The sequence below is a fragment of the Cellvibrio sp. 25HG11W-0 genome (genome assembly GCF_057815475.1).
This window is the reverse complement of record NZ_CM174230.1, coordinates 1,151,907-1,164,597: the sequence shown is the minus strand read 5'-3', so window position 1 is coordinate 1,164,597 and position 12,691 is coordinate 1,151,907. Positions and strand designations below refer to the sequence as shown.

Sequence of the window (12,691 nt, the reverse complement as noted above, 5' to 3'; positions counted from 1 at the left end):
CAAAGGCACCAAATCTACACATTTTAGATCTTCGTGGCACCTGAAAAACAACAAAACACCTGCTAATTCAACAGGTTGAAGAATTGGTACTCATATTGCTCTATGCACCAAGTAATAACTGATTCGCACTCTGGGTGCTTTTAGCGATTCAACAAATATAAATAGAAGGCTAGGGTTCCGATCATCCGCACAGCTGTGACAGGATGATGACTGGTCCGAGAGCTTTCGACCTCCGCTCCCCTAGGGGTTGCAAGGTTACACGGCGGGATAAAAGCCCGGGAGATAAATGGCACTAATGCCAGAGTGCTCCCTATTCCTAAACACCGATGTAATCTAAAACCGCTGGAGGTTTGCCATGTTGCGCCATTCTCGCCTAATAAAGCCATTACTCGCCCTTACACTATCCCTCTCCGCCGCATTTGCCAGTGCCGAACCGTTTAAGGTTTGCTGGTCGATTTACGTAGGCTGGATGCCCTGGGGCTATGGCGCCGAGCAAAAAATCGTCGACAAATGGGCCAAAAAATACGGCATTGAAATCGAAGTCGTACAAATCAACGATTACATCGAATCCATTAACCAATATACCACCGGGCAATTTGACGGTTGCGTCATGACCAATATGGACGCACTCACGATTCCCGCTGCTGGCGGCGTAGACTCTACCGCCCTCATCGTAGGTGACTTTTCGAATGGTAACGATGGTGTAGTCTTAAAGGGTGAAGGTAAAACCCTCAAAGATATTAAGGGCCAAAAAGTTAACCTCGTAGAATTGAGCGTTTCTCATTACCTTTTGGCGCGCGCGCTAGAAACCGTTGGTATGAAAGAAGCTGATGTGACTGTTGTTAATACCTCCGATGCCGACATGGTGGCCGTTTTTGGCACCAAAGACGTCAGCGCAGTGACGACCTGGAACCCACTGCTCAGTGAAATACTCAGCCAACCAAAAAGCACCAAGGTATTCGACTCGTCGCAAATCCCCGGTGAAATTATGGATCTGATGGTAGTGAACACCGCCACCCTCAACAAAAACCCCGCCTTAGGTAAAGCCTTAGTCGGCGCTTGGTATGAAATCATGACCACCATGAGCGCTGGCGACAAAGCCGCAACCGCCGCTAAAACCACTATGGCGACTGCCTCTGGCACCGACCTTGCGGGTTTCGAATCACAGCTGGCCAGCACCAAAATGTTTTACACCCCCGCTGCTGCACTTGAGCTAGTTAACAGCGGCAAGTTGCTTAATACCATGCAAAAAGTTGCCGAGTTCTCCTTTGATCACGGCCTACTCGGCGATGGCGCGCCCGATGCTGGTTTTATTGGTGTTGAAGGCCCCAAAGGCATCTATGGCAACAAGAAAAATGTGAAGCTACGTTTTGATACGCGCTATATGCAAATGGCCGCCGATAAAAAGCTTTAACAACACAGTTCAATTTAGATAAATAGCAGCTCTCTGCCGTCAAGTTCGGCGACAGAGAACTGCTACAAAATAAGAGCTGCGACAAAAATAAAAAGCACATCAAGCCATTAGCCTTTTACTCGCTCAAAGAGCACGGCGACGCCACTATGAAACGACTGATTAATTTAACACCCGCCAAACCCGGCAGACTACTGCTGGGAATTTTGCCTTTTGCCTTACTATTGGTGATGTATTTAATCGCCTCAGATGCACGCCTCGCCGACAACGCCGCCGACAAGCTGCTACCCAGCTTTGAACAAATGGGCAAAGCTATAGGCAACCTCGCCTTGGAGCCAAGCAAACGCAGTGGCGATTATTTGTTTTGGCAAGATACACTCAGTAGTCTTTCACGCTTAGGGTTAGGCATTTTAATTGCCGCCGCTATTGGCTTCACTATAGGTTTACTCACGGGCGCCATACCAACGCTTTATGCACCCTTAGCCCCGCTCCTCACGGTAATTTCATTGGTGCCGCCCATGGCGCTTCTCCCCATTCTCTTTATTGTGTTTGGCTTGGGCGAGCTTTCCAAGGTTGCACTTATTGTTATAGGTGTTGCACCTTTTATTGCACGGGATATTCAGCGCTGCACCTTAGAAATTCCGCCCGAGCAATTAATCAAAGCACAAACCTTAGGCGCGTCCACCTGGCAAATTTTAGTACGCGTATTAATTCCACAATTGCTGCCGCGCTTAATTAATGCGGTGCGCTTATCGCTCGGCGCTGGCTGGCTATTTTTAATTGCCGCCGAAGCCATAGCCTCTACCGATGGCCTCGGCTATCGCATCTTTCTGGTGCGCCGCTATTTGTCGATGGATGTAATCTTGCCCTATGTAGCGTGGATTACCTTTCTCGCATTTTTGGTGGACTGGCTGCTCGCTAAAACAAGCAAGGTTTGTTTTCCTTGGCACTATGTTGGCAATAGCAAATAACAACTTGTAGCAAGCACCCTATGACTGTCATTCCCTTTGATCGACAAATTTTAAACGCGAAGCGAGCCAAAGCTATGCCCATGATTCAAGCCAAAAACCTCTGGAAAACCTACGGCGACAACATAGTGCTAGAGCGCTTAAATATTAAGGTAAATGCCGGTGAATTCATTACCATGGTGGGTACCTCAGGCTGTGGCAAAAGCACTTTTTTGAAGATGCTCCTTGGCATGGAGTCGCCCAGCTCAGGCGATTTATTACTGGATGGAATGCCAATACCCGACGAGCCGGATCAGTCACGCGGCATAGTGTTTCAACAGTACTCAGTGTTCCCACATTTAACCGTGCTAGAAAATGTGGTCATAGCGCGCGAGTTCGAACACTCGCCCTTACTGGGGAAATTATTCGGCAGCGCAAAACGCAAAGTGATTGAAGAGGCCAAGGCGCTGTTAGAGTCAGTTGGTTTAACACCCGCCGCCGCGCGCTACCCTCATGAATTATCCGGTGGCATGAAACAGCGCTTAGCCATTGCGCAGGCGCTGATTCGTCGCCCGCGCATACTCTTACTGGATGAACCCTTCGGCGCACTAGACCCTGGCATTCGCGCCGACATGCACCAATTAATTTTAAAACTCTGGCGCGAACATGAGCTCACTGTGTTTATGGTGACTCACGACCTCAGCGAAGGTTTTTATTTAGGTACGCGCCTCTGGGTGTTCGACAAATTGCGCCGCGACAATCAAGCACCCACCGCTTACGGCGCCAGCATCACTTACGACTTACCCGTAACGCGCCGCCCTAGTGAAATTCCCAACGCATTACAAGCACTCAATACTGAAGTACAGGAACACTAAGATGAGCAAGATTTTTTACTCTACCAGCATTCCCGGCAATGGCCACTGGTCACTAGAAATAAAACGCGGCACCCTCATGCGCATTACCGACACCGAAGGCGGCGCAAACCTTGGCATGTTGTTTTACAACCCACGCAATTTATTAGAGCGCTACAACGCACCTGACACACTCAAATGCCAGCACACCTTTAAATTGCAAAAAGGTAACTGCCTCTATTCCGACATGGGCAGAATTTTCGCCTCCATTGTAGAAGACACATCCGTAAACGGCGCCGGCAACTGGCACGATACGATTTGTGGCACCAGCAACGCGGCACAAATAGACGCGCGCTGGGGGAAACGCGACTATCAAAAAAATCGCAATGACTGGCTACAAAACGGCACTGACGCTTTTTTAGTCGAACTGGCTAAATACGGCTTAAGCCGCGCCGACATGGCCGCCAATGTTAATTGGTTCAGCAAAGTAGTGGTTGATGCAGAAGGCAACGTGCAGCTGGACAGCGGCAATCAGGCTGCAGGCAACTCCGTTGCTCTGCGTTTTGAAATGGACACTCTGGTCGTCATGCACGCCTGTCCACACCCGTTAAATAGCGCTGAAGCTTATCCTTTTAAACCAGTACAAATTGAATTGGGCGAAGCGGCAGCCGTCACTGACGACGACTACTGCAAAAATTTTCGCCCCGAAAATCAGCGCGGCTTTCAAAACAATGCGCTCTACGCTTTAGCAAATCATCAGTGAGGAATACCAGCATGTCTCTCGTTACCAGTTCTTTGGATCCAAAAGACAGCTGCGCGCGCCACTGGGTGGGTGCTGGCGATTATTTTTTAGGTACGATTAAGCAGGGCCAAACATTTCGCATTGTGGACCTAGAGGGAAATCAAGCGGCCGATGTTTTATTTTTTAACGCAGCCGATACCAGCGAACGCTACAGCGCTATGGACACCATTCGCACGCAAGGCAATTTGTATTTGAGCGCTGGCACCAAATTAATATCCAACGCTAATCGCGAACTGTTAGAAATTGTCGCCGACACCTGCGGCCGCCACGACACCATTGGCGGCGCCTGCGCCACCGAAAGCAATACCGTACGCTACAGCTTAGAAAAACGCTGCATGCACGCCTGCCGCGACAGCTGGATGCTGGCCATAGCCGAGCACCCAGAGTTTGGCATTAGCAAGCGCGACATAACCCACAATATTAATTTCTTTATGAATGTGCCCGTTACCCCCGAAGGCGGTCTCACCTTTGAAGACGGCATATCTGCACCGGGAAAATATGTAGAGCTGACCGCAAAAATGGATATACACATGCTGATATCCAATTGCCCACAGCTTAACAACCCTTGCAATGGCTACAACCCCACACCGATTAAAGTTATTGTGTGGAATTAATTTCTCGTTTGAGCACACCCTAGGTTGGCGGTGAGGCACGAACTCCAACATAATCATGTTGCTCTGAGTGTTGGGGTTCGTGCCTCACCACCAACCTACATCAACCCTTTTCTATCATGCCTCAGTGGACGACCACTGTTGTAAATATTACCAGCAGGACGACCCGCCGGAGCCGAGATGTTTACTAAAGTTCTCATAGCCAATCGCGGTGCTATAGCTACGCGCATTATTCGCACCCTTAAAAAACTCAATATAAAATCTGTCGCCATCTATGCCGAGGCAGATGCAGAATCACTGCACGTTCGCCTCGCCGATGAGTCCTTTTGTTTGGGTGAAGGCGGCGCGGCACAAACCTATTTAGATCGCCAAAAAATCATTGCCATAGCCCAACAAACTGGCGCCCAAGCGATTCACCCCGGCTATGGCTTCTTAAGTGAAAACGCTATCTTTGTGGCCGAGTGCGAAGCGGCGGGCATCGCCTTTATTGGCCCCACCGCGGCGCAGATGCAAACCTTTGGCTTAAAACACAAAGCGCGCGAGCTTGCACAGGCCGCTCAAGTTCCGCTCTGCCCCGGCACCGATTTATTAAGTGACCTAGCCGCAGCAATAAAGGCAGCGGCCGAAATCGGCTACCCGATTATGCTGAAAAGTACGGCGGGCGGTGGCGGCATAGGCATGCAGTTGTGCGACTCCGAAGCAGATCTCATCGCCGCCTTTGATTCAGTAAAACGCTTGGGTAAAAATAACTTTGCCGACGACGGCGTCTTCCTCGAAAAATTTATCGCCGCCGCGCGCCATATTGAGGTGCAGGTATTTGGCGACGGCACCGGCAAAGCGGTTGCCATTGGCGAGCGCGACTGCTCTAGCCAAAGGCGCAACCAAAAAGTGGTGGAAGAGTGCCCCGCCCCCAATTTACCCGAGGCGCAGCGCCAAGCTATGCAGCGCACCGCCGAACAGCTACTTTCCTCGGTCAGCTATCGCAACGCGGGTACAGTAGAATTTATTTACGACGCGCAGGATGAAAAATTTTATTTCCTAGAAGTAAACACCCGCCTGCAAGTTGAACACGGCGTTACCGAAGAAGTCTGGGGCGTTGATTTAGTGGAGTGGATGCTGCGCCTTGCCAGCGGCGATTTGGGCGATATTACCCAACTGCGCGCGCAGCTCAGCCCGAGCGGCCACGCCATTCAAGTGCGCGTTTATGCGGAAGACCCAGCGCGCAATTTTCAACCCTGTGCAGGCTTGCTAAGCAAGGTCAGCTTCCCCGCTGCACAGGAAAATTTACGCATAGATCACTGGCTAGAATGCGGTATAGAAGTGCCCGCTTTTTTTGACCCTATGCTCGCCAAAATAATTGTGCGCGGTGCAGATCGCCAGCAAGCCTTGGCAAATTTAGATCAGGCGCTTGCGCAGACTTATCTCTACGGTATAGAAACCAATCTCGGTTATTTGCGCGCGCTATTGCAAGACCCAACCTTGCGCGAAGGCCGCATGACCACGCGCTATTTAAATAGCTTTCGCTATGCGCCCGCGCGCATTGATGTGCTGCAAGGTGGCACTCAAACCACAGTGCAAGACTATCCCGGGCGCGCCGGTTACTGGCATGTGGGCGTGCCCACCTCTGGCCCCTTTGACAGCTACTCGTTTCGGCTCGGCAATCGCCTGCTCAACAATGCTGCGGATGCCGCCGGTTTAGAAATCACCCTGCAAGGGCCAACACTGAAATTCGGCTGCGCCACTAAAATTGTACTCAGCGGTGCCGCTATAGACGCGAAACTCGATGGCCAGATTATTGCGCAAAATTGCATCCTAGAAATTCAAGCAGGGCAAGAATTACATTTAGGTCGCATTAAAGATCAAGGTGCGCGCAGCTATTTATGTGTGGCGGGCGGCATTCAATGCCCCGACTATTTAGGCGCAAAAAGTACTTTTACCCTCGGGCAATTTGGCGGCCACAACGGTCGCGCCTTGCGCGCGGGCGATGTGCTTGCGCTCAGTGCAGAGAGCTGTAACCCCAGCCTAGCATCTGCCGAATTACCAGCCGAACTTATAGCGCCAATTGGCAACCACTGGCAGTTACGAGTGATTTACGGCCCTCACGGCGCGCCCGATTTTTTCACCGACGACGACATTAAAACTTTTTTCGCAACCGACTGGGAAGTGCACTACAACTCCAGCCGCACTGGGGTGCGCTTGATCGGCCCCAAACCAACATGGGCGCGCGAATCTGGCGGCGAGGCGGGTATGCACCCCTCCAACATTCACGATAACGCCTATGCCTTTGGCACGGTGGATTTCACTGGCGACATGCCCGTTATTCTCGGTCCCGACGGCCCCTCCCTGGGTGGATTTGTGTGCCCTGCAACTGTCATTAGTGCTGACCTTTGGCAATTGGGGCAAGTGCGCGCTGGCGATAAAATTCGCTTTGTGCCAGTCACCATTGCCGATGCTGTTGCGATTGAAAAAAATCAAACGGATACTATTGATCAACTTGGTTTACAAAACCATTCATGGCAGCCAGCGCCCTTAACATCGCCCATTGTAAAAATCTTGGCCGCCGCCGAGTTTGGCGAAAATATTGTTTATCGCGCGGCGGGTGATCACTTTTTATTAGTGGAATACGGTGCACTGGAGCTGGACATTAAATTGCGTTTTCGCGCCCACGCACTCATGCAATGGCTAGAGCAAAATTCACTCACGGGCTTGCGCGAACTAACCCCCGGCATTCGCTCGCTGCAAATTCATTACAACAGCCAAGTGCTATCGCTTGCGCAATTACTCGCACACTTAGAGACCGCCGAACGCGCACTCAGTCAACAACTCGCGGCACTCAGTGTGCCTTCGCGCATAGTGCACATTCCCTTAAGTTGGGACGACGAAGCCTGTCAGTTGGCGATCCAAAAGTATCAGCAGTCAGTGCGCGCCAATGCGCCTTGGTGTCCGAGTAATTTAGAATTTATTCGGCGTATTAATGGTTTGGATTCCATTGCCGATGTGAAAGAAATTTTATTCAGTGCCTCCTATTTAGTCATGGGCTTGGGCGATGTTTATCTCGGCGCACCTGTCGCCACACCGGTAGACCCGCGCCACCGTTTAGTCACTACTAAATACAACCCTGCGCGCACCTGGACGGCAGAAAACTCCGTGGGCATCGGCGGTTCTTATTTGTGCGTGTACGGCATGGAAGGCCCCGGTGGCTATCAATTTGTGGGGCGCACTCTGCAAATGTGGAATCGCTATCGCCAAACTAAAGAATTTGATCAACCTTGGCTATTGAACTTTTTCGATCAAATTCGTTTTTATGAAGTTAGCAACAGCGAGCTACAACAGATTCGCCGCGACTTTCCTCAGGGACGCTATCCGATAAAAATTGAAGAGAGCCACTTTAGCCTGAGCGAATACCAGACATTTATAGAGAGCAACACGGAATCGATTGCACAATTTACAGAGCAACGCGAGCAAGCATTTGCAGAAGAATTAGCGCGCTGGCATGCGGATGGTCAATTCAACTATGTGCAGGAGGAAGCAAAGCCTGAAAGCGCCGAATTTGAATTGCCAGAGGATGCAATCCGAGTCGACAGTTCAGTCTCCGGCAGCGTATGGCAAACTCAGGTAAAAGTGGGTCAAAGGGTTAATGCGGGCGATGTACTGTTAATTTTGGAGTCTATGAAAATGGAGATTAACATCAGCGCACCCTGTGCTGGTGTAATCACACATCTATTAAAAACTGATGGCGCGCGCGTGCAGGCAGGCCAAACACTGGTAGTTCTTGAACATAGTTAACCTGCCCTCAAATGCCAATTTATAGATGCTCAAAATTGACAAATGCCAGTCAACATAATTGACTGGCATTTGTCACAATAGCGAGGTTTTTAGCTTTCAGCATCCAATTAAGAAATGCACGATTAATTAAGACTGCGCTGATCCCTTAGGTTACCTATTACGGCCTCTAATGCACGATCAAACAACATGCCGTCATCGAGAATAGTGAGTCGCTTATTCTGCAAGGCAATCGCTAAACTCTCACGACTCTCCTCTGCCACTTTCATACCAGAGCGATTGACAAATATATACTTACCGACCGAGCGAATAATCGCAGCTAAACGACAGCGATATTTTTCGCCAGCTTCACCTTGCATTTCAAACCATGTTCCCTGGGTTATATTGTTCACTAAAGCTAAGTGTTGTGGATCTGCCTGCTGCGCTTGCACAACGATAGGCACATCTACCTCTTCTGCTTCCGCCTCTATCTCAACGGTAGCGGGTATCTCCGCATCTATAACCTTAGCGGCTTCAACAACAACTACTTCGCTTGGAACTGCCGTTAATAGAGAGGAGTTTTCTGTCTCACTTAAAGGTTTTGATGCAGCATTCGCATTTTCAATCGACGTCATGTTTTGAGCCGCAACAGGTTCAACCACTGAGGTTTCAGCTTCTCTCACCACAGTCAACAACTGAGTCGGCGCCTCAGCAACAGCTACATTGGGTTTTGCAACTGGCTTGGTAATACCCGTAGAGGTTGCACGTTTTTGTGCATTCTGTTCTGCCATCAGCTGTGCTTTTGCTGCTAGCGCATCAGATCCAGAAATCGCCGCTGTAGGCGCAGCTTTTTGCTCTGCATCGCCACGCAAGCGAGCTAAGTGGACAGTTTCTAACTGCTTAAAAAGCTGTGTCGTTTCAAAAGGGCTAAAAGAAATGCTTTCCAATCCAGAGCGTAACTTCTGCAATAACTCAGGCACTAATTTCAGCAATTTTTGACGATTATCTTTATCCATAGGTGCGCAGACGCTCCACACCAACTGCTGGGCAGTGATAGAAGCATTCAACCATTCTTGGCTATCGACACCACGCTTAAGCGACGTAATGAACATGACATTTGCCCAAGCCTCACGAAGTAATTTCGCAACGGCCAAGGGAAGTTCACGTCCCTTGCACACGCGGGTCAACTCAGCATCAACTTGTGCCCTTGCACGCTCCGATTTGGCCTTTCCATCTTCTGCATCAATGGTGCGCTGCTCAAGGATTTGAGCGCGACGCTTCTCTTTGTCCAAAAACGCACGAAAATCAACTAATAAGCGCTCGAACAAGCTCATATCAGTTTCAAAGTCAGCAAGCACCGCTTGCACAGTCTCTTCCATTTTACTGAAGAGACCATCTTTACGCTGATTGTCGTTTACAGACTCTTGCCAGCCTAAACAAGCCATCGCCATTTCGTTCAATAAACGACGCGCGGGATGCCCGCCCTTACTGAAAAAACTTTTGTCGGCAATTGCCACTTTTACCATGGGAATCTGCAAGCGACCAATAAGCGCCTTCATGGGCGCCGCTAAATTGCGATCATCCAAAATAAATTCAAACATCATGCTCACCAAATTGATGACATCATCATCCACTTGGTTAATCGCAACAGCCGCTTTCTCTTCCGTGCGCAAGAGCTCATTTAACATTTGACGCAAGCTGACCGGAGCGCCCTGCGCAGCAGGCTGATGCTGAACCTGCGACAATACTTTTAATAAGTTATGGGTCGTGATTTCTTCGCCAGCAGCAGGCGCAGACGAGCGACTATTTGAACCAAGTAAGTCGCGCAAATTAAGCAACACTTGATTGGTTTGCTCGTCATAATTCAAACCACCCGTGTCACTCGCAACACGATTAACATCACCATTAAAGCCCGCACTTAATCCTGCACCATAGTGATCGCCCACCAAATTTGAGGTGTTCTTTTTATTAGGCTTTTGCAACTCCTGCTTCAAAGACGGCAACACATTCGCTTCAACAAGTGTTTTATTTAAGCTATCAAATAGCTGACCTAGTTTACGCATCACTAAATTATCAAATAACTTAAAGAGCACTAGCTTCGCTTTAACATCTATCTGCAAAATTTGTGTAGCTTCGGTAAAGGCATTACAAATTACTTCGACACCCAGCGGGTTGTTTTTTTGATAGACCTTAATGGGCACTAACTGATCGATTCGCAGGGTCAGATGCTGAATCGCTTCCGCAAACTGCTCCCCCGCCTTATTGACCATAGACTCAGTGGCGACCATTTCCTCTAGCTCATCATTCTTCACCAATGACAAGTCATCTAAAGACACAGGCTTATCAATCGCTTGAGATTCTTCACGATAGGCGTTGTGATCAAGAAGTTGGGCAAAACTTATGTCAATTCTGCGAAAGAAGGTTGTCTCCATGGCACGACGGCGAATTCGCACTTCGCGCATAGAGTCAAAATATATGTTTTGATCATGATTATTATTGGCCTTATCAGCCAACTCAAACATCGCATCATCCACGCGCTCAAACAGCTCGCGTAGCAACACCTGTAGAAGCTGACGCGACTTGTCGCGTAAAGTATGCATGGCGGCAGGCAGGCGCGCCAAAGCAATTTGAGACTGCGCATTGGAGTTGCGCTCTACGTTGAGCTGTACAACCTTTTTGGGGTCGGATTTACTCGCTTCGCTCATGATCAATTTACCAATAGGGGGTAACTTAGGTAATTGAAGTATAACCAAGAGCAAGACATATCTAGGAAGCAAATGATAAGATCGAGAGGCATATCACAAATAGCAATAACTGAGTTTTATTCTTAGTATTTTTTAATCATTTTTTGGAATTAGTGCTCTTATTTTTCTCTATCAACATCCGAATTCCATCCATATTTGTATAACCAGGTCAGCCCAATGCAACTCATCGCCCACTCAATTTCAAACCTTGAACAAGATATCGTCAGCAGTGTCACGGCAGCTTTAGCAGAAGATGTAGGCTCAGGCGACATTACCGCACAACTCATTCCCGCAGAACAGCAGGCGGACGCCAAAATTATTACGCGCGAACCCGGTATTTTTTGTGGTCAAGCTTGGGTAACTGAAGTTTTTAGGCAATTAGATCCTCACGTTAGCATCGAATGGCATGTACAAGACGGCGATCAATTATCAGCCAGCGAGTTACTATTTACACTAAAAGGTAATGCGCGCAGTTTGTTAACAGGTGAAAGAAGCGCCCTGAATTTTGTTCAAACCCTTTCAGGCACCGCCACTACAACTCACCAATACACGCAGTTAATTGCACACACAAACGTAAAACTTTTGGATACACGCAAAACCATTCCAGGGTTACGCAGTGCACAAAAATACGCAGTGCTCTGCGGCGGCGGAAAAAACCATCGCATTGGTTTGTATGATGCCTTTTTAATCAAAGAAAACCACATAGCCGCCTGTGGTGGAATTGCACAAGCAATAGCACAAGCACGCGAGGTGGCGCCCAACAAACCGATAGAAGTTGAAGTGGAAAACTTAGAGGAATTCGCTCAGGCACTGAATGCGCAAGCCGATATTATTATGCTCGATGAATTGTCGCTGGAAGACATGCGCACTGCAGTTTCGCTAAGCAATGGCAAAGCAAAATTAGAGGCCTCAGGCAACATCACAAAAGAAAACCTGATAACAGTTGCCGAAACGGGGGTAGATTATATTTCTATAGGCTCGCTGACGAAACACTGTAAAGCGATGGATTTATCGATGCGGATTGTCATATAACACCTTACTTACATTCACTCGGAGCATACTTTGCTGGCAATGTTCCTAATGGGCGATTTGTCAAACCTCGCGCGGTTGCGGTTGTTACCGTAGAGCTGCCGCAAGCCCAATCAATTGCACCAACAGATGAAGGAATAGGAACAACACCCTGTACATTCGGTGAAAAAGTCAGAGTGGTACCGTTAAGCGTAGTGGGTATTCCATTAGCCGCAGTTGCGAGCACAAAAACAGATATTGTCCAAGGAGTACCTTCCACAACCCTAAGGTCAGCAATATATTTTGATTGTCTTTCAGTAATAGCACTGGCGTTATACCTTGTGGCAGCGGCTGTCATGCCAATAGTGCTGTCTGTTTGATACGCTTCACTCATTAGTGCTTTTACTGCAGAAGCAGCAATCAGCCCCTCACCTAATTTTGCTCGAACGGTATAGTCTTGATATGCAGGCAACGCTATTGCAGCCAGAATCCCAATGATTGCCACTACAATCATTAACTCGATCAATGTAAACCCATCATCTTTTTGCTTCACTA

At 48.8% G+C, this 12,691-nt stretch carries 9 protein-coding genes and 1 riboswitch; of the genes, 7 read left to right on the top strand and 2 right to left on the bottom strand.

Features of this window, described 5'->3' with window-relative positions; translation table 11 throughout:
* Window positions 1-158: 158 nt before the first annotated feature.
* Window positions 159-284, top strand: a riboswitch (guanidine-I (ykkC/yxkD leader).
* A 71-nt stretch (window positions 285-355) separates the two neighbouring features.
* The 6 genes from AC0KUT_RS04850 (at window position 356) to uca (ending at window position 8,408) form a co-directional block, all read left to right on the top strand.
* On the top strand, window positions 356-1,414 hold the full coding sequence (locus tag AC0KUT_RS04850; protein WP_488833975.1) for a putative urea ABC transporter substrate-binding protein: 1,059 nt from the start codon (window positions 356-358) through the stop codon (window positions 1,412-1,414).
* A gap of 146 nt (window positions 1,415-1,560) precedes the next feature.
* On the top strand, window positions 1,561-2,382 hold the full coding sequence (locus AC0KUT_RS04845) for an ABC transporter permease (RefSeq protein WP_488833973.1): 822 nt from the start codon (window positions 1,561-1,563) through the stop codon (window positions 2,380-2,382).
* 74 nt (window positions 2,383-2,456) lie between these two features.
* Entirely contained in the window at window positions 2,457-3,233 is a 777-nt protein-coding gene (locus AC0KUT_RS04840) for an ABC transporter ATP-binding protein (protein WP_488835646.1), read from the top strand.
* 1 nt (window position 3,234) lies between these two features.
* Window positions 3,235-3,972 (top strand): urea amidolyase associated protein UAAP1, encoded by a 738-nt coding sequence (locus AC0KUT_RS04835; protein WP_488833971.1) that lies wholly within the window; start codon window positions 3,235-3,237, stop codon window positions 3,970-3,972.
* A gap of 11 nt (window positions 3,973-3,983) precedes the next feature.
* Entirely contained in the window at window positions 3,984-4,625 is a 642-nt protein-coding gene (locus tag AC0KUT_RS04830) for an urea amidolyase associated protein UAAP2 (protein WP_488833968.1), read from the top strand.
* Between the two features lie 177 nt (window positions 4,626-4,802).
* Entirely contained in the window at window positions 4,803-8,408 is a 3,606-nt protein-coding gene (gene uca / locus AC0KUT_RS04825) for an urea carboxylase (protein ID WP_488833966.1), read from the top strand.
* Window positions 8,409-8,530: 122 nt separating this feature from the next.
* Here uca and AC0KUT_RS04820 read toward each other — a convergent pair whose 3' ends face one another.
* Window positions 8,531-11,089 (bottom strand): DUF1631 domain-containing protein, encoded by a 2,559-nt coding sequence (locus AC0KUT_RS04820; protein WP_488833963.1) that lies wholly within the window; start codon window positions 11,087-11,089, stop codon window positions 8,531-8,533.
* Window positions 11,090-11,305: 216 nt separating this feature from the next.
* Between AC0KUT_RS04820 and nadC the strand changes: the two genes are divergently transcribed.
* The gene (gene nadC / locus AC0KUT_RS04815) at window positions 11,306-12,160 is read left to right on the top strand and encodes a carboxylating nicotinate-nucleotide diphosphorylase (RefSeq protein WP_488833961.1); all 855 of its coding nucleotides are present in this window, start codon (window positions 11,306-11,308) and stop codon (window positions 12,158-12,160) included.
* A gap of 4 nt (window positions 12,161-12,164) precedes the next feature.
* Here nadC and AC0KUT_RS04810 read toward each other — a convergent pair whose 3' ends face one another.
* Window positions 12,165-12,650 carry a pilin gene (locus AC0KUT_RS04810; protein ID WP_488835644.1) on the bottom strand — a complete coding sequence of 162 codons (486 nt, stop codon included), beginning with the start codon at window positions 12,648-12,650 and terminating at the stop codon, window positions 12,165-12,167.
* Between the last annotated feature and the right edge of the window lie 41 nt (window positions 12,651-12,691).